This window comes from Paenarthrobacter sp. C1, assembly GCF_049315185.1.
Taxonomy (GTDB): domain Bacteria; phylum Actinomycetota; class Actinomycetes; order Actinomycetales; family Micrococcaceae; genus Arthrobacter; species Arthrobacter nicotinovorans.
In genome coordinates, this window is the sequence record NZ_CP186052.1 from 360517 (window position 1) to 385008 (window position 24492).

Sequence of the window (24492 nt, forward strand, 5' to 3'; positions counted from 1 at the left end):
TTGGACGGCAGAATTCATGGGTTGGGAGGTTGCATGGGCGCAGTAGTGGTGGATCCCGGGTCCTCAAGCCTGGTGCTTGAGCCGGAGCATGTCCTGGACCGCGCGTCCATGAACCTTGCCAACGCCTTGTTGGGTAATTCCGCCACAGCGCCCGGTCTGGAGGTGCTGGTGGGTGGGCTCAAACTCCGCTTCGTGACAGGCTCCGCCGTTGCAGTGACTGGTGCCGAGGGCGTCGTGACCCTCAACGGCGAAGAGCTGCCGCTGAACAAGCCCGTCCGGGTGGCTCCCGGAGCGGTGCTGTCCTTCGGTCCGGCCAAGTTCGGAATCCGGTACTACGTTGCCGTGCAGGGCGGATTCACGGGCCGCGGGGCACTCCAAGCCGGCGCCGCACTGTCATTTGGCAAGGCACAGGGACATGGTTTCCCACACATCCACCAGACAGCCCGCCGCGCTTTGGATCCGGAACGGCCGGTGGTCGCCCGGATCAGCCGCGGACCCCGCGTCCCCAACTACGACGCCGGGTTGTGGCATCGCCTGACCACGGAACCGTGGATTCTCTCGCCTGAGTCGGACCGGGTCGGTGCGCGGCTGGCGGGCCGGCCACTCGAGGTGGCTTCGGCTCCGGCACCCGAGGCCCAACCGTTGACGGCAGGCTCGGTGGTGCTGCCGGCGTCGGGCCTTCCGGTGATTGCACTTGCCGACCGGCCCGCCACCGCTAAGTCCCCTGTTATTGCCGTCGTGCGGGATGAGGATATTGACTTGATAGGCCAAGCCAGGCCGGGGCAGATGGTGCATCTGCTGGGTTAGCGGATCGGGGCCCCGGTGACGAGACACCCAACAACGTGCCCGAGCGTCAGTCCTTCTTCACTTTCTGGGCCAGCATGACGAGGATGCCGCTGGGCCCACGGAGGTACGTCAATTTGTAGATGTCCTGGTAGTTGGCAACACCGCGTAAAGGGGTGCATCCGTGCTTGGCCGCGATTTCGAGGGAGGCATCGATGTCGTCAACGGAGAAGGCGACCCGGTGCATGCCGATCTCGTTGGGAAGGGTCGGGCTCGTTTCGATCGCATCCGGGTGGAGGTATTCGAAAAGCTCCAACTGGCCATGGCCGTCGGGGGTTTGGAGTACCGCGATCTTGGCGTGGTTGCCGTCGAGCCCCACGGCGGTGTCGGCCCATTCGCCGCTGACTGTGTCGCGGCCCAACACCGTGAGGCCAAGGTCGGTGAAGAACGCGATTGTTGCTTCAAGATCCCGGACGGCAATCCCGACGTTTTCAAGTTTGATAGGCATGCGTTGAACGTACCAAGGCACGCTGGATAGCTCCAGAGCCGGCCACTCACCCCGAAGGGTCTTTAGCCGAAGAGCAGATGGGCCACGGTGAAGATCGCCAGGCCTGCCAGCGCGCCCACAACGGTTCCATTGATGCGGATGTACTGAAGGTCCTTGCCCACTTGGAGTTCGATCTTCTGCGAGGTTTCCTCGGCATCCCACCGCGCCACGGTGTCCGAAATGACGCCTGCTATGTCTGAGCGGTACGTGTTCACCAGGTAGCCGGCGGCGTCGCCGATCCACGTGTTGACCTTGCCCGCCAGTTCGTCGTCGTTGACCAGGCGCGCACCGAAGTCGCGGACGGCGCTCTTGAAGCGCTGGCTAAGTTCGCTGTCGGGATCGTCGACGGCGTTGAGCAGTGCCGTCTTGACCGTCCCCCACGTGCGGGAGGCAAGTTCGCGGACCTCGGGGTCACCCAGGATCTGCGCCTTGATGCTCTCCGCCCGTTCTATCATTGCCGGATCATGCTGGAGATCCTGGGCAAGGTCGGTGAGGTAAGCGTCGATCGACTGGCGGACCTGGTGATTCTGGTCGGCCTGGACTGCGCGGACAAACTTGGAAAGTTCCACGTGCACGCGGTCTCCCACCAGCCCGTCAACGAAGGTCGGCACCCACAGGGGCGAGCGGTCCGACACCAGCCGGTTCACAGTTGAATGGTTGGCATCAACCCAGTCTGCGGCGCGGTCAACCAGCAGGTCCACCAGCGTGTGGTGGTGTCCATCAGCGAAGATCCTTTCCGCCATCCGGCCCACGGGCGGCCCCCACGGGGGAGTGAGGAGGTGCTTGCGGACCATTCCTTCGATGACCGCCTGCACGTCGTCGTCGTTAAGGACCGTAAACGCGCCGCGGATCACCGCGCCGCCCTCTTTGGCCACGCGTTCGGCGCCGCCGGGAGCGGACAACCAGTGCCCGGCTTTACGGGCGATATCGATGCTCGCCAGTTTCTCCTGCACAACCTCCTGTGAAAGGAAGTTGCTCTCCACGAACTCACTGAGCGATTCGCCGATCTGGTCCTTGCGCCGCGGAATGATGGCCGTGTGCGGAATCCGCAGGCCCATTGGGTACTTGAAGAGCGCGGTCACGGCAAACCAGTCCGCCAAAGCACCCACCATGCCGCCTTCGGCCGCAGCACGCACATATTCCAGCCACGGATATTGCTTCTGGAACGCGAAAGCTACCGTGAAAATCACTGCCATGGCAATGAGGAGGGCCAGCGCCAAGCGCTTCATCCGCAGCAGCGCGGCTGCCTTTTCCCTTTCACCAGCGGAAAGATCGACGACGGCGGTACGTCCGCGCGTCGTCGTCGAACCTGGCTGCGTGGGCAGCGGGTCCGGGGTGGTGACGTCTTCAGTTGGGATTCGCTCAGAGTTCACCTGCATTAGCCCAGCGTAGCCCCCGTTGGGACGGCGGTGTGGGCTACCGTGTCTGCATGACTAGCGACGACTTCACCCCGTTCCGCCCGAAGGTCTACGCCCACCGGGGTGCCAGTGCCGCGTTCGCCGAGCACACCCGTGCGGCGTACTTGAAGGCCATCGCCGACGGCGCCGACGGTGTGGAGTGCGACGTCCACCTGACCCGTGACCAACACGTGGTCCTCCTGCATGACGCCAACCTCGACCGCACCTCCACAGGCACGGGACCTGTCTCGGAACACACCCTGGAGGAGCTCAGGTCCCTGGATTTCTCCTCATGGAAAGGCGCGCGCATTCCGGACGCCTATGGGGGAGTGGCAGACCAGTTCCTTACCCTGCCGGAACTGCTGGACATCCTCCGGGGAGCGGGACGGGAAATTGGTCTGGCAATCGAACTCAAGCATCCCAGTCCTTACGGGCTCAAGCTTGAGGAGCGGGTCATCGCAGTCCTGGAGCAGGAAGGCTGGTCCGCCGAAGAATCACGGCTGGAGAATATACAAATCTCGTTCATGAGCTTTGACTCCGACTCCGTGCAGCGGTTGCTCCAATCGGTTCCAGGGCGCCACATTTGCCAGTTGGTGGATGACTTCACAGTGCAGGAAATACGGCAGGAACTCGGGCTGGGCTTCCTTACCGGCGGTGCCGTGGCCAATGTCATGAAAGCAGCCCAGGAGGATGCCGAACGTGTCCTGGACGAAGGACAGGTGGGCATCGCCGGTCCGGGGATCGACTATGTGCGCGAGCACGCACGGAACGTTCAGCGCTGGTTGGAAGCCGGGCGCACGTTCAGGGTGTGGACTGTGGACTCCGAAAAGGATGTTGCCCTGTGCCAAGGCCTCGGCATCCAGGAGATCACCACCAACAAGCCGGCGCAGGTACTCGCCCAGTTGATGGTGTCCAACTAGACCGGCGTAGCTCCGGCTTTGGGGGCCACTCCGCTTGTGATTGAGTGGTCTCATGCCTTTTCGCTGGTCAGCCCAAGCAACCCGTACCACTTCCGCAGTCGCCCTGAGCGCCCTGCTCCTGACCAGCGCTGTGAAGCACTTCCGCACGCCTTCGTTCTACAAGCCTGTGGTGCCGGACTACCTGTGCCGCAAGGATGAGCCGGGGAGCCGCCCGAACGGTCCCCTGGCAGTTATGTCCCGCGAGGAATGGATTGCGTCTTCCGGCCTGCTGGAGGCCGCAGTCGCCGTCGGACTGCTGGTCCCTGCCACGCGCAAGGTTGCTGCTGACGCGACTACCGCCATGTTCACTGCATTCCTTGCAGGACATATTGATGCCTTGCGTCGCGCCTACGGTCCGACTGGCACGAAGAAAGAGCGCCGTATCCACACACTCCGCCTGCCGCTGCAACTTCCCCTCATCCTTTGGTCGTGGAGTCTCCGGAAATGAGTGGCGGTTCCGCTCCCGAGAAGCTGAAGGAGTCACCGGCCTTCAAGATTGCGCTGTCCCTGAGCATTGCGACGGGCTTGTATGGCGTATCTTTCGGGGCCCTCTCCGTGGCATCAGGTTTTGATTTCTGGCAAACCATGGTCTTGAGCCTTCTGCTGTTCAGCGGTGGATCCCAGTTTGCGTTCATCGGCGTGGTGGCGGGTGGAGGCTCAGGTGTTGCCGCGATGACTGCCAGCGCCCTGCTGGGGTTGCGCAACGGAATCTACGGAATGCAGATCAACGCCATGCTGCGTCCAGGGGGCTGGAAGCGTTACGTCTCCGCCCACATCACCATTGACGAATCGACTGCCACAGCTTCCGGCCAGTCCGATCCCGGCGAACAAGCCCGCGGGTTCTGGACCGCGGGTATTGGCATATTCATCTTGTGGAATATCTTCACGGCGGTAGGAGCGTTGGCAGGCGATGCCATGGGCGACCCGAAGCAGTGGGGTTTGGATGGTGCTGCCGTTGCGGCCTTCCTGGCGCTGCTGTGGCCCCGGCTCAAAGGGCGCCAACCCTGGGCGATTGCCGCAGCGTGCGCCTTGGCTACAGTGCTGGCCGTGCCCTTCGTGCCTTCCGGCGTCCCGATTCTCGTTGCGGCCGTGGTGGCAGGCGTGATCGGCTGGTTCAGCCACTCGCGTATGGATGAAGGGCTTGAGCCGGATCTGGATCCCTACGCGGAGACTCGCCGGCGAGATAAGAATCAGCACAGCAAAGATCATCACGGAAATGGGGGTGCGTAATGAACCTCTGGCTGTGGATCCTCATCGCCTGCGCCTTGGCTTATCTCACCAAACTGGTGGGCTACTTTGTGCCCGCCAAGCTGTTGGACAACCCCCGCATCATGCACGTGGCCGGAACCATGACCATCGGGCTGCTCGCCTCCCTCACGGTGGTGAACGCTGTGGCGTCCGGCCAGGGCCTGGTTCTCGACGCGCGGATCGGCGCCCTGGTGGCTGCCGCCGTCGCACTACTGCTTCGTGCGCCGTTTCTTGTTGTTGTCATTTCGGGTGCGGCAGCCGCTGCTTTGCTGCGGCTGCTGGGCTGGGGCTAGCGGTACTGCTGGTCCGTTGGGTGTTGTCCGGGATGACCCTGGACAGGCGGCTGTCCGTACCCCGGTACTTGGCCGTAGCCCTGTTGCTGGCCGTAAACCGGGGGATATGCCGGCGGGTACGCCATGAACTGCCGGCCGGCTGCCGGTCGGAGGTATTGAGCTGAGCCGTACGAAAGCATGGGCACGAAGACCACCGGAAGCAGGACAAGCCCCACCGTGTAGCCGGCGTCTTTCCCGAAGCTCTTTGCGAGGTCGTTCAGGGCCACGATGCTGAAGTAGATCCCGGCGAACGGGATGAGGAACAGCAAGTACCAGTACCATGGGCGCCCGGCGATCTCGAGCAGTTTGATCCCGTTGTAGACAGGGACGAAGGCGGCCCAGGCCGGTCGGCCGGACTTGGTGAAGATTCCCATGTAGAGCACACCAACGATCGCGAAGATCACGGCGAAGTAGATCAGCATGAACAGCAGGGCGAGGCCGGCCGTGGCAGCGGATCCTGCTCCGCTGGAAGAGTATGAGCTCAGGGGAATATTCATTAGGTAGACGATACGGGCACGTCTTCGGCTCCGCGATGGGCAGGACTCACCATGGGCCAAGGATCGGGCCGGGCCCTGGAAGCCGCGGAGGGGCTTCAGGCGCCTTCGGTGAGCGTCACTCCGGGGATGCCCGACTGTTCCGGCAGGGGACGCGAGGGGCGTTCTGTCCGGATAGCGTCCTCGATCAGGGCCACAGGACGCTTCCAGGCTTCGGATCCCGGTTCCATGGTGTCCACTGCCCCGATCAACATGGCCACCAGCCTGACCATGTCTTCGATAGTGATGTCCTTGCGCAGCGATCCCTGGCCCTGGCCGCGTTCCAAAAGTGTGGCCATGGACCCGATGAGCCCACCGGTGATGCCCATGAGGAGCCCACGGCGGCCGGCGACGGCGTCAAGCAGATTGGCATCTTCGCTGGCAACCCGCATCACGGCGTCGATGACGTTGATGAGGCCTTCGGCGGCGTCCATGCCGTCCGCTGCCGCAGCGGCTACGGGGTCCACGTGCTGGCGCAATTGACGCGACAGTGCGGCGAGGACCAATTGCTCTTTGTCGGAGAAGTTGCGGAACAACGTTGCGGGGCCAACTCCAGCGGTGGCGGCAATGGTTTGCAGGGGCACGTCAGGGCCGAATTCACGGAAGCACTGCCGGGCGGCGGTAATGATCTTGTCTACGTTGCGTGCGGCGTCTGCCCTGAGGGGCTTGCGTTCAGAGGGCTGTTCCATGCTTGTCAGGGTAGCAACGCAGGCGTTCAGGCCTGTTGTTACGCGGGAGTAGGTTGTTATATGACAAACCGGCACATGAAACACTGGATTCATGTTGCTTGCATTCTCAGTTGCCCCTTCGGGCCAGCCCGCTTCCGCCGCCAATGGTGGACCCACCCCTGACGCCTCCGTGCACGACGCCGTTGCTGCCGCAGTGAAGATCGTCCGCGAGTCCGGGTTGCCCAACCAGACGGACTCCATGTTCACCACCATCGAAGGCGAATGGGACGAAGTTTTCGACGTCGTCAAACGGGCCACCGAGGCGGTCGGGCGCTATGGCAGCCGCGTCTCGCTGGTCATCAAGGCGGACATCCGCCCTGGTTACAGCGGCGAGCTGACCGGCAAGGTGGAGCGCCTGGAAGACGCCATCTCCGCTTCGGAGTAGATGCTTTCCACGGCGGGCGGTCAGTGCCAGACTGGGGGCCATGATTGAACACGTGACCGAGCCCGGCTGGGTGGACGTCGAACGGTACCTGACGGACGTCGTCGTGCATCCCGAACCTGCCCACCAGCGCGCGGTGGCTTCCGCCATGGAGGCCGGGATGCCGGCCATCGAGGTAGCGCCAAACGCTGGCAAGCTGCTGAGGATGCTGGTGCAGATGTCGGGGGCCAGGCGCGTGCTGGAGATCGGAACGCTGGCTGGGTTCAGCAGTATGTGGATGGCCCAGGGACTGCCTGATGACGGCAGGATCGTTACGTGTGAATACCTCCGGAAGCACGCCGATGTTGCACGCGCCAACCTGGATTCTGCCGGCGTTGGCCACAAGGTGGACATCCGGGTGGGTGCGGCCCTGGACACGCTTCCGACGCTTGCAGGCCAGGAGGCGTTCGACTTTGTGTTCATTGATGCGGACAAGGAAAACGACGCCAATTACCTCGATTGGGCCATCCGGCTGGGTCACCCCGGCACGGTGATCGTGATGGACAACGTGATCTGGGACGGTGCCATCCTGGAGCCCGGGCGGGACGAGACCAACGCTCCCGGAATCGTAAAGGCGCTGGAAATGATGGGGCAGGATCCGCGTCTGGATGCCACGGCCATCCAGACGGTAGGGAGCAAGGGCTGGGACGGCTTCGCGATCGCGCGGGTGCGCTAGGTGGACTTCACGCTTCGCCCTGCAACGGTGGACGATGCCCGGGCCATGGCCGTGATGCACCTCCAGTCATGGCGCGAGAGCTATGGACGCCTCCTGCCCGATGAGTTCTTTGCCAAACAGGAAGCAGGATTGCCCCAACGCATCGACAAGTACAAGGAGTCCATCGCCGCGGGCCATGCAAGGATGCTGGCTTTCGGTCCCGATGGCGACCTGGTGGGGCTCGGAGCAGCTGGTCAGGGCAACGACGAGGACCGCCCGTGCGATACGGAATTGTTCATGCTTTACACCTTGGAACGGATCCACGGGAGGGGAGTTGGGCAGGCGCTGGTGGACGCCTTGATCGGGGACGCTCCGGCTTATTTGTGGGTCCTGGACGACAATCCGCGGGCCCAGGCTTTCTACCGCCGCAACGGGTTCGTCCCTGACGGCAAGCGCCAGTTGTGCGACCCATCGTGGTACTCGCTCCCGGAGCATCGGATGGTACGCCCCGGCGTCTGATCCTGAGTCAGCGCTCGCTCTCCTCGGGCTGGTCCATGTCCAGCGGCGAGTCGAGCAGGCCCGGCGGTTTGGGCACCCGCGCGAGCAGGAGGCAGACCACCGTCAGCCATGCCACTGCTGCCGTCAGTACCTCCGCCCATACCGATGCTCCAAGTTCCATGTAGCGATCATATGGCTCAGCGGAGCCAAATTGTAAGTATCCTTACTACTGATGTGACTGAATCGGGTAACACTGCACTCCACTAGGCTGGAACCATGGATCAGGCAGGGCGGCAATAGTGGCGAAACGCGGAAAAAGGTCGACGGCGGGAGTCGTCGAGGTGCCCTCCGGCACCCGTCCTGACGGCCCGGTGGCAGGCGTCTATTACATCGATACCGGCGACTGCGAATTGCTGCAGGACCAGGACAACTCCAACGGCTGGCTGCTGAAAATCAACGGTGTCATGAGCTCCCATATCGACCTCGCGGACCCCCTGTTCCTGGACTTCGAGTACATGCGGTGGATTGCGGCCCTGGTGGAATCCCGATGGCCCAGGGAGTACAAGCCCAAGCTGCGTGCACTCCATCTGGGCGGTGGGGCGTGCTCCATGGCGCGGTACTTCCACTCGGCGTACCCCGAAGCGCGGCAGGTGGTGGTGGAGCTTGACGGCAAGCTGGCCGACTACGTCCGTGGCTGGTTCGATCTGCCCAAGGCGCCGTTGCTGAGGATCCGCGTGGGAGAAGCCCGGGAAGTCACAGAGTCCCTCACTCCGGATACCCGCGACCTCATCATCCGCGATGTTTTCGCGGGAGCCTTCACGCCACGTGCCCTGACCACTCGGGAGTTCACGGCCCATGCCGATGCCGTACTCGCCGCTGACGGACTGTATGTGGTCAACTCAGGGGATGCGCCGGACCTGAAGAATGCCCGGGCAGATGCCGCTACTATCGCCGACACCTTCGAGCACACCATGATCATTGCTGATCCGGCCATGCTCAAAGGGCGCCGGTACGGCAACATGATCATGGCCGGCAGCCACGTTCCTTTCGGCGATGACCCCACCCTGGCGCGCAGGTTGCTGGGTGGCGGCGTGCCGGCCCACATTTGGGACGATGCCAAGGTTCGGGCCTTCGCAGCCGGAACCCCGGTGCGGCACGATCCTCCTGCCGAGTGACGTTACCCCCGGCTCAAGGAGCTGTTCCAAGCCTCCCATAGGGTGGCATACCGGCCGCCGTGGGCCAACAATTCCTGGTGCGGACCGGACTCAACAAGCCTTCCGTGCTCCATCACCACCACTGTATCCGCGGAGGCGGCCTGCGACAGCCGGTGCGCGATCACCACGGACGTTCTGCCTGCCAGGGCAGCTTCCGCGGCCTGGTCAAGCATGGTTGCCGAACCCGTTCCTGCCTCCGCCGTCGCTTCGTCCAGAACGGCGATCGGCGGGTCCTTGAGCAGGAGCCGTGCAAGGGCTACTTGTTGCGCCTGCTCGGGGGTGAGCTGGTGGCCGCCGGCACCTACGGGAGTCTCCAGTCCGTCGTCGAGCGTTTCACTCCAAGTGGCCCCTACCGTGTGCAGGACCTGCCGCAATTCCGCAGGGGAAGCGTTCGGCTTGGCGAGCCTGAGGTCCTCGGCGAGGGTGCCGGAGAAGACATGCACTTCCTGGCTCACCATGGCAATGCGTTGATGCAGCTCCGCGGGGTGGGCGGTGGCGGAATTGAGGCCCCCCACCAGGGCGGTTCCGCGTTGGGGTTGTTCCAAGCCCATGATGACCTTGGCCAGTGTGGTCTTGCCTGCCCCTGACGTTCCCACGATGGCCACACGTTCGCCGGGTTTGATTGTGAGGGACACTCCGTTGAGCGCGGGACGCTGGCCGGGGTAGGCGAAGGAGACATCGTCCAAGACGATTCCGGCGTCCTTTTCCGGGGCGGTGCCACCCGGGGCGGTGCCGTCAGGCTTGGTCCGGTCCGGGGGAGCAGCCGGCCCCGCGGATTGCGTCAGCCCGAACATCCGGCCCAGGCCCGCGGCTGCCTTCTGGAGCTCGTCGAACTGCCCCAGGACCAGGCCAATCGGATCGAACAACCGGTAGAAATACAGTGCCGCTGCCGTCGCTGCCCCAATGGTTACCGCGCCCTCGGCGTGTAGCCAGAACCCCACCAGCAAAACGGCGGACAGCCCAATGAGCTCGGCCAGGTTGAGGCGGTTGTAGAAGCGGGTCAGGTAGCCAACCCCGCGCAACGAATGGCCGATGTTTTCCCGGGAGGCTGCCGCCACAAGATCGGCATGGCGTTCTGCCAGTCCCAGCGCCACGACGGACGCCGAACCGTGGACGGTCTCGATGATCTGCTCGGTCCGGTTGGCCTCGGTGATCCGGACCGTCCGATAGATGGGGGCGGTCCGTTTGAGGAACCAGCGCAACGTGATGACCTGCAAGGGTGCCGCAACCAGCACGGCGACGGCGAACCGCCAGTCGATCACACCCAGGCCAAACAGTGTCACGGCAATGGTGAACGCTGCGCTGGTGAACGCGGGCAGCACGCGGGAGATGGCCTCGCTGACGGCCTCCACGTCGCCGGAAACCCGCGCAACGACGTCGCCGATCCCTGCCTTTTCCAGTTGTGCCAGCGGCTTGCGGACTGCTGCTGCAAACACGTCCTCGCGCAGTCCGGCCAACGCTTCCTCGCAGATCCGGGCCAGGAGATTCTGTCCCAGAATCCCCAGGAGTGCTCCCAAGCCACCGGCCACCAACAAGGAAACGGCCAGCCACAGCAAAGACAGGACGTCTCCACCCGTCGCCGCAATATTGACCATCATGCCCAGGATTGCCGGAGCCGCGAGCCCGCAGCAGGACGCTGCCAGCAAGACCAGGATGGTCAACGTGAGCCTGCCCGGACGCTGAGCCAACAGGCGCCACATGGCCTTCCGTGTTTCACGGGGAGAGGCTATGGGAAGAATTTCGATGCTCATGAACCCACCACTTCGCGGTAGCCGGCGGAGGTGGCAAGAAGCTCGCGGTGGGTGCCTGTTTCCGCCGGACCACCCGCACCCGCCATGACTACGCGGTGGCACGCCGCCAGCAGCGTGGGACTGGTTGTTACCAGGACCAGCGCCTTGTCGGGGAAGTTCCGCAGGCCGTCGGCGATCACGGCTTCCGTTGCGGTGTCGACGGCGGTGGTGGGGTCGTGCAGGACCAGTACCGGTTGCGGCTGGTGCAGTGAGCGGCCCAGTACCAGCCGTTGCCGCTGGCCGCCGGAGAGGCTCTGGGCATGACCGGTCAGGACGGTTTCGGTGCCGTCGGGCAGCCCGGACACAAAGTCCCCGACGGCGGCAGCGGCCATGGCGCGTTCCTCCAGTAGGGCGGCGGGTGCCGCGACATTTTCGCGGACACTGCCCCGGAACAGGACACCATCGTGGTTGTCGGCAAAGACCTGCGAGCGGATGTGGCCGGGGTCGAGCCCTGCGGCATCCTGGCCATCAATGGAGATGAGGCCAGGCGGGGTGGGTACGCGGACGCCAAGGGTGTCCACCAACTGCCTCGCCTGCGTGCTGTCGGGGAGGACGATCCCCACGATTTCTCCGGCTGACGCCGTGAAGGCGGGCAAGGTGCTGTCAGCTGCGCCGCTGTGGATTTCGAGCAGCGGCGCGCTGGTCGCCGCGGACCGGTCGTCCGGCGTCGTGCGCTCTTTGGGCTCGCGTGAGCGGGACTGTTCGGGGGCCGGCACTGCGGCCGGTTCCTCCAATACGGCTGCGATCCGCGCCGCGGAGGCGCGCTTTTGAGCCAGTTCCACACTCAGGAACCCGAGCCAGGTCATAGGTCCCTGGACGAATTGGGCCACGCCAACAACCGCCACCAATTGACCCACGGAGATTGTCCCCTGGAGGGCAAACCAGGCCGCGAAGAAGGCGATGCCTGCCAGGAACGCCGCAGAGAGGGCGGTCCCGGCGCCTGTGTAGGCGGACTTGGCGCGGATGGCTTTCAGCGCCGAAGCCAACGAGACCCGGCTCGCGGAGCGGTACCGGGTGATGGCTGCGTCCTCGGCGCCGAGGCCCTTCAAGGGGCGGGAACCGGTAATGAAGTCCGTCGCCAGGGCTCCTGCCCGCGCGGCCGTGGACTGTTCAGCGTCGCTGCGGTTTTCCAGCGGTTTGGTGAGGTGGTGCATGACGAGCAGCATCACCGGGGTCGCAAGGAGGACGGCAAGCCCCAAGGGCACGGAGATCAGCAGCAACGTGACGGCGGAGGTTACCAGCCCGGCCACGGCAGCCAGGCCGCCGCTGATCAGCCAGGAAAGTCCTGCAACCCTGTCGGCGTCGGAGGACGCGATGGCGACGATTTCGCCGGGCGCTCGCCGGCTGGCCATGCCGCGGGGGTGAAGGTTTCGTTCCACGACGAGTTGGCGGAGGTCGTGGGAGCCGTAGTTGAAGGAGCGCTCAGTGGCCAGCGTCCCGAGCCGCCACGAGAGCGCCAGGACCACGAAGACCACGGCCAGGGCGCCCAGCCACCCAAGGAGAGCGGCGACGTCGTTCGGTTGGATGGCGTTGTCCACCGCCGCGCCAATGGTGGCCGGCACCAAAGCCTCGCTGACCTGGTGCAGCGCGAGCCCGGCACAGCCTCCCAGCAGCAACTTCCATCGGCCGTTCGCAAAAAGGGCGAACGTGAAGATCCGGGATACCTTCCACGGTGCTTGCTTGTTGCGCCCGGGCGGGCAGGACTGAAGAGCGGAACTGGAAGGCATGCTTACCATAGTAAGGCTCACCTAACTTCGAGAAGGCCAGATGACCCGCCAAGCTATATCGCAATCCGGACATACGCCGCCGGTGGAAGCAGGCAGCAGCCTTTCCACGCCGCATGTCCGTGGTGTCCATACGGGATACTTCGAGTGCGCGACGCCGGCTACCTGGACTGAACACGTCCACGAAACCCATGAACTGCTCTGGGGTGCCCGCGGCGTGCTCACGGTGGAAGCCGACGACGGGTTCTTCGCGGTCCCCTCGACGCTGGGCCTATGGATCCCGGCGGGCGTGGCGCACGCGGTGAAATCGACGCAAGGTACGGGCTTTTACTGCTCGCACATTGATGCGCAGGTGGCCCCCGCGCTGGCACATCGAACCGTGGCTGTCACGGTGCCCGCGGCCGCGCAGGAGTTGCTGCGCCACATGAGCACCTTTGACATGGACGATTCCATCCGGCGGAGATCCGAGCATGTTGTGGTGGGGCTGCTCGAGGTCGTTGATTCCCGGCCGATGCTGCTGCCCATGCCCACCGATCCGCGGCTGGAACTGATGGCCAGGGCGCTTCTTGATGATCCGGCCCTGGATCGTTCGTTGGAGGAGTGGAGCGTTGTGGTTGCCGTCAGCGTGCGTAACTTGTCCCGGCTGTTCCATAAGGAAACCGGGATGACCTTTGCCCAGTGGCGGATCCACGCCCGGGTGCGCGTGGCGTTGGGTTTGCTGGCGGCCGGCTACCCGGTGTCGTCGGTCAGCAGGCGTGTGGGTTACAACAATCCGAGCGCGTTCGTGCAGGTGTTCCGAAAGGTGATGGGGCACACTCCTGGCTGGTACGTGGCGTCGCTGAAGGCCGGAAATCATCAGCCTTTGGCCGGTTCCGAATAGAAGACGGCGGTCTTTTCGAGGAGTGCATTGTTAGGGTAGGTATACCTAACTTCGGCGGCCGGATGACAAAGCAGCGCCGCTACCGGGAGCTCTCCGCCTCCCCTGAGAATCAAGAGGACCGCAGTGATTTCACGCCCTAAAACCATGTCTGCCGCCGTTGCGGCACTGGCATCCGCAGCTTTGCTCCTGAGCGGTTGCGCCACCACCGATGCCAACGCCAGCGCGTCATCGGAGACCCGGACGGTCCAAAGCGAGGTCAAAGAAGTCGTCATGCCCGCCGAGCCCAGGAAGGCGCTGGGCATGTACACCACAGACTTGGACATGCTGATCACCCTCGGCATTCCGCTGGCCAGCCAGCAGCCCATCCGGGACAGCGGCTACAAGGGCTTCCCGTACTTCTTCGACCAGAAAGCGTTGGAGGGCATCACGCCGTTCACCAACTACCCGGAGTTCAATTTCGAGGCCATCCTCAAGGCCCAGCCCGACGTTATCCTGAACGGCCTGGGTTACGACAAGGAACTGGACGGGAAGCTCTCCGACATCGCGCCGACCTATACCTTCAACGGTTTCGACGGCAGCGACTGGCGCACCAAGTTCAAGACCGTAGCCGAAGCCTTCGGCAAGACGGCTCAGTACCAGGCTTGGATGGACAAGTACCAGGCCAAGGTTGACGACGTGAAGAAGCGTCTCGCTGCGGCCGGCAAGGACAACCTGGTGGTCGGCCCCGTGGACTACTACGAGGACCAGGTCTCCGTCAGCTGCTACGGAACGCCCTGCCTGGTGATCAAGGACCTGGGCCTGAAGATCTCACCCCTGGCTGATGGCGAGGGCAGCAAGTTGAGCGCCGAGCAACTGGAGCAGCTCAAGGGAATCGATGTCGCCATCACCACCGAGGTTCCCGAAAAGGACGGTGCCAACCCGGACGCTTTCGCTCCGCTTGCCGGAAACAAGCTCTGGACCTCGCTGCCGTTCGTGGCCAACAAAGAGATCCATACGTACGACCTCGAAATGATTTACGGCTCACCCAGTGGCCAGTATGCGCTGCTTGAGAAGATCGAAAAGGCCCTCCTGCCATGATGCGGATCTACCGCGCCGAGGTAGTCGGAACCCGCTTTCTCACGCCCGGAATGATCCGGATTACCTTCGGCGGACCCGCCCTTGCCGGCTTTGACACCACAGGAATCGGCGACGAATACCTCCGCGTCTTCCTGCCCAAGCCGGGTGCCCGGGAAGCGCGGCTTCCCATCTCCACCGGCGACTCCTGGGACTGGGAGCCCGGCGTCGAGCCGTCCGCCATGCGGACCTACACAGTCCGGTCAGTGGATACTGCCGCCGGCACCGTCGACATTGATTTTGTAGTTCACGACGGCGGACTGGCAGCTTCCTGGGCGCAGCGCGCCCAGGTGGGGGACGTCGTCGGACTCAACTCTCCGACCGGTCTGTACGAACCGCCGGCGGGGCTGCAGTGGCAGATCCTGCTGGCAGACGCCACCGGACTTCCGGCCGTGGCCCGGCTTGTGGAGCAGACGCCGCCAGGCGTTCGAACGCGGGTGCTGATCGAGGTTGAGCACGCCACGCACCAGCAGGAGATCACCCTCGGCGCCGGGACCGAACTCGCTTGGATCCACGGCGGGAACGGCCACAGCCAATCCCGCCTGGAGGAGGTCCTGCGGTCGATGGAACTGCCCGGCGGTGTCGGCTACATCTGGGTGGCCGGCGAGACCAAGGTGCTGCGGGGGATCCGCAAGTATCTTCGGCACGAGAAGAAGCTCACGCCCGAGTCCTACAAGCTGATCGGCTACTGGACGGACAAGAGCGAGGCTTGGGAACAGCGCTGGGAAAACCTCGACGCCGAAACCCGCCGCTGGTTCGACGAGCTCTGGTCCAACGGGAATCGTGACCACGAGGAAATCGCGGACCTGCAGGACGCCAGGTTCGAATTGCTGGGGCTCTAAGTGGCGGCCGGGACCATGGAGTTGCGATCAGCCCCCGCTGAAACCGCGCCGGTTTCAGCGGGCACGTTGCGGCCGGCGGCCTTGGCGGCTGTGAACAGGCATAGGCTCCTGGGGCTGCTTTCCGCAGTCGGTGCACTGGCGCTGGTCCTGTGGCTGAGCCTTGTGGTGGGATCCAAAGACGTGGACCCGGGGAGTCTATGGCCCGCCATCACCGCGTACGACGGCTCGCCGGAACACGTGATCATCCACGACCTTCGCCTGCCCCGGACGGTCACCGGCGTGCTGGTGGGCGTAGCCCTGGGCCTGTCCGGCGCGCTGATCCAGGCCCTGACGCGCAACCCGTTGGCGGACCCCGGCATCCTGGGCGTCAACGCCGGCGCCGGCTTCTTCGTGGTCCTCGGGGTGGCGCTCTTCGGCGTCACCAGCATCCAGCAGTACATCTGGTTCTCCTTCCTTGGCGCGGTCGTTGCCACGGTGGCCGTGTACTTCATCGGTTCGCGGGGAAGGGGTGGGACCACTCCGCTCCGCCTCACCCTTGCCGGGGTTGCCCTGGGCGCGGTCCTCGGCGGCATTTCGTCCGGCATCACGCTCCTGCGTCCGGCCGTGTTCGACAGTATGCGCAGTTGGAGTGCAGGAACGTTGAGCAATCGCACGTGGGAAGTATTGGCTTCCGTGGCGCCGTTCATCCTGCTGGGAACGCTGATAGCGCTGTGCATGGCCCGTCCCCTCAACGCTGTGGCCATGGGCGATGACACCGCCAGATCCCTCGGTGCCAACATCGTGCGCACCCGGATCTGGACCATCATCGCGGTCACGCTGCTCTGCGGAGCCGCCACCGCTGCCGCCGGACCTATCGGCTTCGTGGGGCTCATGGTGCCACACGTCGCCCGCTGGATCGTTGGTCCGGACCAACGCTGGATCCTGGCCTACACTTTGGTGCTCTCGCCTGTGCTGCTGCTGGTGTCCGACATTCTTGGCAGGCTGGTCCTCCGGCCCGGCGAAATGCAGGTGGGAATCATTACTGCTTTTGTGGGCGCTCCCGTCCTCATCTGGCTCATCCGGCGCCGGAAAGTGAGCACCCTGTGACATCCCTTGACCAGGCGTTTCCCCTTGAGAAGGCGACGTCCGTCGACTTCGGCCGGCGGACCATCGCTATCCGCCGCTTTGGCGGACGCGTCTCAGTTCGCCTCGACGTCCGGACCTTGGTTGTCACCGCCGTCCTGCTTACCGCCGCCCTGGCGCTCGCCGTCGTCGCCCTTGGCCTGGGTGAGTTCAGCGTTGCGGTGCCGGACGTTGTTTCGGCGCTGCTGGGCCAATCCAGTGGCGCCGTGCACATGGTGGTGGTGGAGTGGAGATTGCCCCGTGTCCTCCTGGCCCTGTTATTGGGGGCGGCCATGGGGGTCAGCGGGGCAATCTTCCAGTCGCTGACCCGCAACGCGCTGGGAAGCCCCGATGTGATCGGCTTCAACACGGGCGCCTATACGGGTGCGCTGGTGGTCATCCTGCTGATGGGTGGCGGCTACTTTGCGGTGTCGGCGGGTGCTCTGGTGGGTGGTCTGGTGACTGCCGCGCTGGTGTACGTGTTCGCTTACAAGAAGGGCATCCAGGGGTTCCGACTCATCATCGCGGGCATCGCTGTGAGCGCCATGTTGGCCTCGGTGAATACCTGGCTCATTCTCAAAGCCTCGCTGGAGCAGGCAATGTCGGCAGCCGTCTGGGGTGCAGGTTCCTTGAACAAGATCACCTGGGACCAGGTGTTGCCGGTGATGATCGTGTTCGGGGCGCTGCTGGTGGTGCTGTCTTTCTACGGCAGGCGGCTGGGCCTGTTGGAAATGGGCGACGACGCCGCCCGCGCCTTGGGTGTTCGGCTGGAAGGCTCGCGGCTGGTTCTGGCAGTGGTTGGCGTGGCTTTGACGGCGATGGTCACCGCCGCCGCGGGGCCAATCGCCTTTGTATCGCTGGCAGCACCGCAACTCGCGCGCCGTCTCACCCGCTCGGCCTCTGTGGGCTTGGTCCCGTCGGCTGCCATGGGCGCTTTCCTGTTGGTGGCCAGCGACATCGCGGCGCAGAACCTTTTTGCGCCCACGCAATTGCCGGTAGGTGTGGTGACTGTCAGCATCGGCGGCTGCTACCTCGTGTGGCTCCTTGCCCGTGAGGTGAAGCGGCAATGAGCGAAGAATTGAAGGAGTCTGTTGTGACTGATGTGTTGGTTGATCCCGTTTCTGGTTTTGCGCCGGGTGCCCGCCCCTTCGCTTCGCGCCTCAGCGCCGAGAGCGTGAGTCTCGGCTACGCGGGACGCACGGTGTCCGAGGCGCTTGACGTGCGGATTCCGGACGGCGGGTTCACGGTGATCGTGGGCCCGAATGCCTGCGGTAAGTCGACGTTGCTGCGGGCGTTGTCCCGGCTGCTGGAGCCGACGTCCGGGTCGGTGCTTTTGGATGGCAAGAGCATCTCCTCCTATGGGGCCAAGGAAGTCGCGCGCCGCCTCGGTTTGTTGCCGCAGACCTCCATTGCACCCGACGGAATCACCGTGGCGGACCTCGTAGCCCGTGGCCGGTACCCGCACCAGAAGCTGCTGCGCCAGTGGTCTGAGGCTGACGAGGCCGCGGTGGTTCAGGCGTTGGAAGCGACGAATGTTGAAGGACTGTCCGGGCGTTTGGTGGACGAACTCTCCGGCGGGCAGCGGCAACGCGTGTGGGTGGCCATGGTGTTGGCGCAGCAAACCCCGTTGCTCCTGCTGGACGAACCCACCACGTTCCTGGACATCGCGCACCAGATCGAGCTCCTGGAGTTGTTCCGCCGCCTCAACGGCGAAGGAAACACCCTCGTGGCCGTGCTCCACGACCTCAATCACGCCTGCCGCTACGCCACGCACCTCATCGCCATGAAGGACGGCGCCGTGGTTGCCGAGGGCCGGCCCGCCGATGTAGTGACAGCCGAGCTGGTGGAGCACGTTTTCGGCCTGCCGTGCCTCGTGATCGACGACCCCGTGAGCCACACTCCGCTGGTGATCCCGCTTGGGTCCTGATTCCCCCGACCCGCGAAGTGGCACTTAATGACAGTGTTTTGCGGGCAAAGTCAATTGGTGGGAGCAACGCTGGGGGTTAGGCCGCTTGTAGCAGCTGGTTTAGCCGGTTGGCTGGGGTCTCGAGGTTCAGTGTTGGTCTGGGGCGGCGGTTGAGTTTCGCTGCGACCAGGCGGATGTCCTCGGGGGTGTGCACTGAAAGGTCAGTGCCTTTCTCGAACCAGAACCGCAGGAGCCGGTTGGTGTTTTCGTTGGTGCCGCGCTGCCAGGGCGAGTGCGGGTCGCAGAAGTACATCGTCGTATCGAGAGCGGTCTGGATTTTTGCGTAGTCGGCCAGTTCGGTGCCGCGGTCCCAGGTGATCGACCGGCGCAGGTGATCCGGGAGGGAGGCCATCTCCCGGATCATCGCGGCGGCAACGGTTTCCGCGGTGTGGTCCCCTGGCAGGTGCAGCAGGATCGTGAACCGGGTTGAGCGTTCCACCAAGGTTCCGATCGCTGTCCCGTTGGCGCCGATGATGAGGTCACCTTCCCAATGCCCGGGCACTGCCCGGTCCTGGACCTCGGCGGGACGTTGGCTGATCTTGAAGGCCTCTTTATAGGGGCTGTTGGCGCGCCGGTCAGTGCCGTGGGGGATGCGTTGTTTGCGTTTCAGGCTGAGCTTTTCGGCCAGGTCCGCCCGCAGGTTCCCGCGGGTTTGGACGTAAAGGGCCTGGTAGATCGTCTCGTGGCTCACCTGCATAGTCTGATCGTCACCGAAGTAATACGCCAACATCGAGGAGATCAGCTTCGGACTCCACCCGTCATCCATCCAGACGCCGATCAGCCGGCACAAACCCTCGTCCTTGGCCAGCCTGAAGGGTTTGGGACGGCGCCTGTCCTGATGCGCTTTGGCGTGAGCGACCGAGGCGTAGTACTTCCCGTCCGCGCTCGTGTGGCGTTTGACCTCCCGCCAAACTACGGACTTATCCCGCCCGATCAATGCGCCGATCTTCGCGTAACTGAGGCCCATCCGCACACCCATCTGGATCATGCCTCGCTCTTCCAGACCCAACGCACGGCCAGGGCCCCCGACTGAAGGAGCAGGATCGGCAAGACCTCCGGTAGCACCCCGGTTCACGGTCATCATTAGGCCAGACTGAACCCACCAATTGTGCCCGGTAGCGTGCACCGCCCCGACACGCCGGGCAGCAGTACGAACAGGCATCCCCGCACACACCAAATCAAGAAACTCAGTACGCGCAGCCTTGGGGAACAACTTGACCATAAAACGCTCCATCAATCAGAGCGTTGCAACGACCCTATGACTTTGCCGCGAAAACATTGCCATTAACTGCCACCTCGGAGACTCATCCCGCCCCCAGCAGTTCCTCCCGCCGGCTCTCCGTCTCCTCCCGCAAAGCCTGCACGACGGCGGCTACCGCGGGGCGGCGCATGGAGTCCGGGCGGAGGACCATCCAGTAGGGGAGCAGCTCCGCGAAGTCCGATGGCAGCAACCTGACCAGATCCGCGTGCCGGTCAGCCATGAAGCACGGCAGGAACCCCACCCCGGCGCCGGCCCTGGTTGCTTCGACGTGGACAAAGACGTTCGTTGAGCTCAGCCCGTCGCGCATGGTGGGAACCAGCCGCCGGGGAGCGTCCAGATCATCCACCTGGAGCATTGAGTCCACGAAGTACACCAGCTGGTGCTGCGTCAGTTCCTCAATGCTGGAAGGCGTCCCGTTGTCTTTCAGATAGGCACGGGAGGCGTACATTCCCAGCCGGTACTCGCCAAGTCGGATCGCTTCAGCCCGGTGCACTTGCGGCGTCCCGACCACCACCTCGATGTCCAGGCCCGAGCGCTGCTGCAACGCCCGACGCGTCACCGTCACAATCTCCACGCTGAGACCAGGGTGCGAGCTCCGCAGACGGGCCACCGCTGGTGCCGCGATATAGGCGCTGAAACCATCCGTCGCGGTCATGCGTACGACGCCGGTAATGGGGTCGGGTGCGCGGTCGCTGGGTCCCAGCGCACCCACCGCAGCTTCGATCCGCTCTGCCACCAGAACCGCTTCGGCGCCCAACTCCGTCACCTCCCATCCACCGGCCGCACGCGCCAGGATCCTGCCGCCCAATGCCTTCTCCAGCGCCGCTATCCTGCGCGAAACGGTGGTGTGGTTCAGCCCCAAGGCTTGTGCCGCCGTCGTGAACTTCCCTGAACGTGAGACGGCAAGGAAGATGAGGAGGTCATCGGGGTTCGGCTTCATATCTGCAATTTTGCACACATATGGTGCCTCTTTGGTCATTGAGGCATAACAAATCTGCGGCAATACTCAGTGGAGCATTTCGTGTTGTGGATCACATCACGTTCAAAAGGGTCAAAGAGGACACTGAGGAGATGGATATGAGCGTAGAGCAGCGCTCCGCATCAAGAGCAGGGAAAGACGCCGGCAAAGGCTCCGGCCTGAAGAAGATCGTCGCGGCCTCGATGGTGGGCACCGTCGTGGAATGGTACGAGTTCTTCCTGTACGCCACAGCCGCCACGCTCGTTTTCGGCAAGTACTTCTTCCCGAGCACAGGAAACGAACTGGACGGCATCATCCAGGCCTTCATCACCTACGCCGTGGGTTTCGTCGCGCGGCCGCTGGGTGGCATCGTGTTCGGCCAGATCGGCGACAAGCTCGGCCGCAAACCGACGCTGCAGCTGACCATCGTGATCGTGGGCGTCTCGACGTTCCTGATGGGCTGCCTCCCCGGCTTCATGGACATCGGGTACTGGGCGCCGGCCATGCTGGTGGCACTTCGCTTCATCCAGGGCTTCGCGCTCGGCGGCGAGTGGGGTGGCGCTGTGTTGCTGGTAGCTGAGCACAGCCCCAACAAGTCGCGTGGTTTCTGGTCCTCGTGGCCGCAGGCCGCTGTGCCGGTGGGCAACCTCCTGGCCACACTGGTCCTGTTCGTTATGTCCACCACCCTGAGCAGCGAAGCGTTCCTCGGCTGGGGCTGGCGCGTTGCATTCTGGCTCTCCGCGGTGATCGTGTTCGTTGGCTACTACATCCGAACCCACGTCACCGAAGCCCCGATCTTCCTCGAAGCCAAGGCACAGGTGGAAGAGTCCAAGGCCATCAGCTACGGCGTCGGCGAGGTCATCCGCAAGTACCCCAAGGGCATCCTGCAGGCCATGGGACTCCGTTTCGCGGAGAACATCATGTACTACCTCGTGGTGAGCTTCGCGATCGTCTACCTCAAGAGCGTCCACAAGTACGACACGTCCTCGCTCCTGCTGGCACTCCTGATCGCCCACGTCATCCACTTCCTGGTCATTCCGCAGGTCGGCCGGCTTGTTGATTCGTGGGGCCGCAAGCCCGTGTACCTCATCGGCGCCATTACCGGTGCAACCTGGCCGTTCTTCGCCTTCCCCATGTTCGACACCAAGAACGCCGTGATCATCGTGCTCGCCGTGACCATCGGCCTCTGCCTGCACGCCTTCATGTACGCCGGTCAGCCGGCCATCATGTCCGAGCTCTTCCCCACCCGCATGCGCTACTCCGGCGTCTCACTGGGCTCGCAGGTCACGTCCATATTCGCCGGATCACTCGCTCCGCTGCTGGCAACCCAGTGGCTCAAGGACACCGGCTCATGGGTTCCCACAGCGATCTACCTCGTGGTCGCCTGCGCGATTACCGCCGTCGCGGTTATTTCACTCAAGGAAACCAAAGGCATCGCGCTCCAGGAGGTGGACGAGGCCGACGCAGTAAAGCACGGACTCACCACCGCACCCGCTACCTCGAAGGGCTGATCTGATGGACAACTCCTTGAACGGACGCAAAGCGCTGATAACCGGAGGCGCGAGCGGTATCGGGGCTGCCTGTGCCCGTGCGCTCGCCGCACGCGGCGCGAAGGTAGTAGTGGCCGACGTCGATGCCTCCGGAGCTGCGGCCCTTGCCGACGAGCTGGGCGGCACGGCCTGGACGGTGGACTTGCTGGATACTGAGGCGTTGGCCGCACTGAGCCTTGACTGCGACATCCTGGTCAACAACGCCGGCATCCAAAAGGTCGCGCCGATCGAGGAGTTCGAACCAGCCGAGTTCCGACGGATCCTGGCCCTGATGCTGGAGGCGCCGTTCCTCCTGATCCGTGCCGCCCTCCCGCACATGTACGCCAACAACTTCGGGCGGATCATCAACATCTCCTCGGTCCACGGGCTCCGGGCCTCGGCCTACAAGAGCGCGTACGTGTCCGCCAAGCACGGTCTTGAGGGACTCAGCAAGGTCACTGCTTTGGAAGGCGGTGAGCACGGTGTCACGTCCAACTGCATCAACCCCGGCTACGTCCGCACGCCCCTTGTTGAGAAGCAGATCGCGGACCAGGCCCGGCTCCATGGCATCCCCGAGGCCGAAGTCCTGGCCAAGGTGATGCTCACGGAGTCGGCGGTGAAGCGGTTGGTGGAGCCGGAGGAAGTTGCGTCGTTGGCAGCTTGGATGGCCTCCGACGACGCCGGTATGGTCACCGGCGCGAGCTACACCATGGACGGCGGGTGGTCGGCCAGGTAGCCGCGGCAAAGTCATAGGGTCGTTGCAACGCTCTGATTGATGGAGCGTTTTATGGTCAAGTTGTTCCCCAAGGCTGCGCGTACTGAGTTTCTTGATTTGGTGTGTGCGGGGATGCCTGTTCGTACTGCTGCCCGGCGTGTCGGGGCGGTGCACGCTACCGGGCACAATTGGTGGGTTCAGTCTGGCCTAATGATGACCGTGAACCGGGGTGCTACCGGAGGTCTTGCCGATCCTGCTCCTTCAGTCGGGGGCCCTGGCCGTGCGTTGGGTCTGGAAGAGCGAGGCATGATCCAGATGGGTGTGCGGATGGGCCTCAGTTACGCGAAGATCGGCGCATTGATCGGGCGGGATAAGTCCGTAGTTTGGCGGGAGGTCAAACGCCACACGAGCGCGGACGGGAAGTACTACGCCTCGGTCGCTCACGCCAAAGCGCATCAGGACAGGCGCCGTCCCAAACCCTTCAGGCTGGCCAAGGACGAGGGTTTGTGCCGGCTGATCGGCGTCTGGATGGATGACGGGTGGAGTCCGAAGCTGATCTCCTCGATGTTGGCGTATTACTTCGGTGACGATCAGACTATGCAGGTGAGCCACGAGACGATCTACCAGGCCCTTTACGTCCAAACCCGCGGGAACCTGCGGGCGGACCTGGCCGAAAAGCTCAGCCTGAAACGCAAACAACGCATCCCCCACGGCACTGACCGGCGCGCCAACAGCCCCTATAAAGAGGCCTTCAAGATCAGCCAACGTCCCGCCGAGGTCCAGGACCGGGCAGTGCCCGGGCATTGGGAAGGTGACCTCATCATCGGCGCCAACGGGACAGCGATCGGAACCTTGGTGGAACGCTCAACCCGGTTCACGATCCTGCTGCACCTGCCAGGGGACCACACCGCGGAAACCGTTGCCGCCGCGATGATCCGGGAGATGGCCTCCCTCCCGGATCACCTGCGCCGGTCGATCACCTGGGACCGCGGCACCGAACTGGCCGACTACGCAAAAATCCAGACCGCTCTCGATACGACGATGTACTTCTGCGACCCGCACTCGCCCTGGCAGCGCGGCACCAACGAAAACACCAACCGGCTCCTGCGGTTCTGGTTCGAGAAAGGCACTGACCTTTCAGTGCACACCCCCGAGGACATCCGCCTGGTCGCAGCGAAACTCAACCGCCGCCCCAGACCAACACTGAACCTCGAGACCCCAGCCAACCGGCTAAACCAGCTGCTACAAGCGGCCTAACCCCCAGCGTTGCTCCCACCAATTGACTTTGCCGCGAGAAC

At 63.9% G+C, this 24492-nt stretch carries 27 protein-coding genes; 18 read left to right on the forward strand and 9 right to left on the reverse strand.

The window, feature by feature from the left end; all coding sequences use genetic code 11:
- Window positions 1-33: 33 nt before the first annotated feature.
- Window positions 34-807 carry a biotin-dependent carboxyltransferase family protein gene (locus ACNAOU_RS01800; RefSeq protein WP_018778889.1) on the forward strand — a complete coding sequence of 258 codons (774 nt, stop codon included), beginning with the start codon at window positions 34-36 and terminating at the stop codon, window positions 805-807.
- Window positions 808-853: 46 nt separating this feature from the next.
- Here the strand turns inward: ACNAOU_RS01800 and ACNAOU_RS01805 are convergent, their stop codons facing one another.
- A complete protein-coding gene (locus ACNAOU_RS01805) occupies window positions 854-1291 on the reverse strand; it encodes a VOC family protein (protein ID WP_422757889.1) in 438 nt (145 codons plus the stop codon).
- 62 nt (window positions 1292-1353) lie between these two features.
- The gene (locus tag ACNAOU_RS01810; protein WP_055977390.1) at window positions 1354-2709 is read right to left on the reverse strand and encodes a DUF445 domain-containing protein; all 1356 of its coding nucleotides are present in this window, start codon (window positions 2707-2709) and stop codon (window positions 1354-1356) included.
- A gap of 50 nt (window positions 2710-2759) precedes the next feature.
- Between ACNAOU_RS01810 and ACNAOU_RS01815 the strand changes: the two genes are divergently transcribed.
- The 4 genes from ACNAOU_RS01815 to ACNAOU_RS01830 are packed head-to-tail and all read left to right on the forward strand — an operon-like array spanning window position 2760 to window position 5227.
- The gene (locus tag ACNAOU_RS01815; protein WP_110505991.1) at window positions 2760-3647 is read left to right on the forward strand and encodes a glycerophosphodiester phosphodiesterase family protein; all 888 of its coding nucleotides are present in this window, start codon (window positions 2760-2762) and stop codon (window positions 3645-3647) included.
- Window positions 3648-3699: 52 nt separating this feature from the next.
- Window positions 3700-4134, forward strand: coding sequence for a DoxX family protein (locus tag ACNAOU_RS01820; RefSeq protein WP_018778885.1), 435 nt, complete (start codon window positions 3700-3702; stop codon window positions 4132-4134).
- Window positions 4131-4916 (forward strand): AzlC family ABC transporter permease, encoded by a 786-nt coding sequence (locus ACNAOU_RS01825; protein ID WP_422758652.1) that lies wholly within the window; start codon window positions 4131-4133, stop codon window positions 4914-4916. The genes ACNAOU_RS01820 and ACNAOU_RS01825 overlap by 4 nt, the downstream gene beginning before the upstream one ends.
- Window positions 4916-5227: an AzlD domain-containing protein gene (locus ACNAOU_RS01830; protein ID WP_018778883.1), complete on the forward strand. Its 312-nt coding sequence runs from the start codon at window positions 4916-4918 to the stop codon at window positions 5225-5227. The genes ACNAOU_RS01825 and ACNAOU_RS01830 overlap by 1 nt, the downstream gene beginning before the upstream one ends.
- On the opposite strand, the gene ACNAOU_RS01835 is transcribed toward ACNAOU_RS01830, so the two are convergent.
- Together ACNAOU_RS01835 and ACNAOU_RS01840 are read right to left on the reverse strand one after the other, a co-directional pair.
- Entirely contained in the window at window positions 5224-5763 is a 540-nt protein-coding gene (locus ACNAOU_RS01835) for a DUF5684 domain-containing protein (RefSeq protein WP_422757890.1), read from the reverse strand. The genes ACNAOU_RS01830 and ACNAOU_RS01835 overlap by 4 nt on opposite strands.
- Before the next feature lie 95 nt (window positions 5764-5858).
- On the reverse strand, window positions 5859-6488 hold the full coding sequence (locus ACNAOU_RS01840; RefSeq protein ID WP_018778881.1) for a TetR/AcrR family transcriptional regulator: 630 nt from the start codon (window positions 6486-6488) through the stop codon (window positions 5859-5861).
- A gap of 91 nt (window positions 6489-6579) precedes the next feature.
- On the opposite strand from ACNAOU_RS01840, the gene ACNAOU_RS01845 reads away from it, so the two are divergent.
- From ACNAOU_RS01845 to ACNAOU_RS01855, 3 genes are read left to right on the forward strand one after another with little or no spacing between them, the layout of a single operon-like run.
- Entirely contained in the window at window positions 6580-6912 is a 333-nt protein-coding gene (locus tag ACNAOU_RS01845) for a thiamine-binding protein (RefSeq protein WP_055977396.1), read from the forward strand.
- 40 nt (window positions 6913-6952) lie between these two features.
- Window positions 6953-7624 carry an O-methyltransferase gene (locus ACNAOU_RS01850; protein WP_422757891.1) on the forward strand — a complete coding sequence of 224 codons (672 nt, stop codon included), beginning with the start codon at window positions 6953-6955 and terminating at the stop codon, window positions 7622-7624.
- Entirely contained in the window at window positions 7625-8122 is a 498-nt protein-coding gene (locus ACNAOU_RS01855) for a GNAT family N-acetyltransferase (RefSeq protein ID WP_422757892.1), read from the forward strand.
- Between the two features lie 7 nt (window positions 8123-8129).
- Here the strand turns inward: ACNAOU_RS01855 and ACNAOU_RS01860 are convergent, their stop codons facing one another.
- Entirely contained in the window at window positions 8130-8282 is a 153-nt protein-coding gene (locus ACNAOU_RS01860; RefSeq protein ID WP_018778877.1) for a hypothetical protein, read from the reverse strand.
- A 118-nt stretch (window positions 8283-8400) separates the two neighbouring features.
- Here ACNAOU_RS01860 and ACNAOU_RS01865 point away from each other — a divergent pair, with 118 nt between their 5' ends.
- The gene (locus ACNAOU_RS01865; RefSeq protein ID WP_018778876.1) at window positions 8401-9276 is read left to right on the forward strand and encodes a spermidine synthase; all 876 of its coding nucleotides are present in this window, start codon (window positions 8401-8403) and stop codon (window positions 9274-9276) included.
- 2 nt (window positions 9277-9278) lie between these two features.
- On the opposite strand, the gene ACNAOU_RS01870 is transcribed toward ACNAOU_RS01865, so the two are convergent.
- Both ACNAOU_RS01870 and ACNAOU_RS01875 read right to left on the reverse strand, forming a co-directional pair.
- Window positions 9279-11066 (reverse strand): ABC transporter ATP-binding protein, encoded by a 1788-nt coding sequence (locus tag ACNAOU_RS01870; RefSeq protein ID WP_422757893.1) that lies wholly within the window; start codon window positions 11064-11066, stop codon window positions 9279-9281.
- Entirely contained in the window at window positions 11063-12832 is a 1770-nt protein-coding gene (locus tag ACNAOU_RS01875) for an ABC transporter ATP-binding protein (RefSeq protein ID WP_422757895.1), read from the reverse strand. The genes ACNAOU_RS01870 and ACNAOU_RS01875 overlap by 4 nt, the downstream gene beginning before the upstream one ends.
- A gap of 40 nt (window positions 12833-12872) precedes the next feature.
- On the opposite strand from ACNAOU_RS01875, the gene ACNAOU_RS01880 reads away from it, so the two are divergent.
- The 6 genes from ACNAOU_RS01880 (at window position 12873) to ACNAOU_RS01905 (ending at window position 18692) form a co-directional block, all read left to right on the forward strand.
- On the forward strand, window positions 12873-13709 hold the full coding sequence (locus ACNAOU_RS01880) for a helix-turn-helix domain-containing protein (protein WP_210078210.1): 837 nt from the start codon (window positions 12873-12875) through the stop codon (window positions 13707-13709).
- A gap of 144 nt (window positions 13710-13853) precedes the next feature.
- Entirely contained in the window at window positions 13854-14786 is a 933-nt protein-coding gene (locus ACNAOU_RS01885) for an ABC transporter substrate-binding protein (RefSeq protein WP_039239365.1), read from the forward strand.
- Window positions 14783-15664 (forward strand): siderophore-interacting protein, encoded by an 882-nt coding sequence (locus ACNAOU_RS01890; RefSeq protein ID WP_422757896.1) that lies wholly within the window; start codon window positions 14783-14785, stop codon window positions 15662-15664. The genes ACNAOU_RS01885 and ACNAOU_RS01890 overlap by 4 nt, the downstream gene beginning before the upstream one ends.
- A 15-nt stretch (window positions 15665-15679) precedes the next feature.
- Window positions 15680-16750, forward strand: coding sequence for a Fe(3+)-siderophore ABC transporter permease (locus ACNAOU_RS01895; RefSeq protein WP_179128484.1), 1071 nt, complete (start codon window positions 15680-15682; stop codon window positions 16748-16750).
- Entirely contained in the window at window positions 16747-17835 is a 1089-nt protein-coding gene (locus ACNAOU_RS01900) for a FecCD family ABC transporter permease (protein WP_422757897.1), read from the forward strand. Before ACNAOU_RS01895 ends, ACNAOU_RS01900 begins: the two co-directional genes overlap by 4 nt.
- Complete coding sequence (locus tag ACNAOU_RS01905; protein ID WP_209783740.1) at window positions 17832-18692, forward strand: ABC transporter ATP-binding protein; 861 nt, start codon at window positions 17832-17834, stop codon at window positions 18690-18692. The genes ACNAOU_RS01900 and ACNAOU_RS01905 overlap by 4 nt, the downstream gene beginning before the upstream one ends.
- Before the next feature lie 76 nt (window positions 18693-18768).
- Here the strand turns inward: ACNAOU_RS01905 and ACNAOU_RS01910 are convergent, their stop codons facing one another.
- Both ACNAOU_RS01910 and ACNAOU_RS01915 read right to left on the reverse strand, forming a co-directional pair.
- Window positions 18769-19953 (reverse strand): IS30 family transposase, encoded by a 1185-nt coding sequence (locus ACNAOU_RS01910; protein WP_039243563.1) that lies wholly within the window; start codon window positions 19951-19953, stop codon window positions 18769-18771.
- An 82-nt stretch (window positions 19954-20035) separates the two neighbouring features.
- Window positions 20036-20932: a LysR family transcriptional regulator gene (locus ACNAOU_RS01915; RefSeq protein ID WP_018780362.1), complete on the reverse strand. Its 897-nt coding sequence runs from the start codon at window positions 20930-20932 to the stop codon at window positions 20036-20038.
- A 137-nt stretch (window positions 20933-21069) separates the two neighbouring features.
- On the opposite strand from ACNAOU_RS01915, the gene ACNAOU_RS01920 reads away from it, so the two are divergent.
- The 3 genes from ACNAOU_RS01920 to ACNAOU_RS01930 are packed head-to-tail and all read left to right on the forward strand — an operon-like array spanning window position 21070 to window position 24451.
- Window positions 21070-22461, forward strand: coding sequence for an MFS transporter (locus ACNAOU_RS01920; protein WP_039239375.1), 1392 nt, complete (start codon window positions 21070-21072; stop codon window positions 22459-22461).
- Window positions 22462-22465: 4 nt separating this feature from the next.
- Window positions 22466-23215 carry a 3-hydroxybutyrate dehydrogenase gene (locus tag ACNAOU_RS01925; protein ID WP_018780360.1) on the forward strand — a complete coding sequence of 250 codons (750 nt, stop codon included), beginning with the start codon at window positions 22466-22468 and terminating at the stop codon, window positions 23213-23215.
- Between the two features lie 51 nt (window positions 23216-23266).
- Window positions 23267-24451, forward strand: coding sequence for an IS30 family transposase (locus ACNAOU_RS01930; RefSeq protein WP_039243563.1), 1185 nt, complete (start codon window positions 23267-23269; stop codon window positions 24449-24451).
- The last annotated feature ends 41 nt before the right edge of the window (window positions 24452-24492 follow it).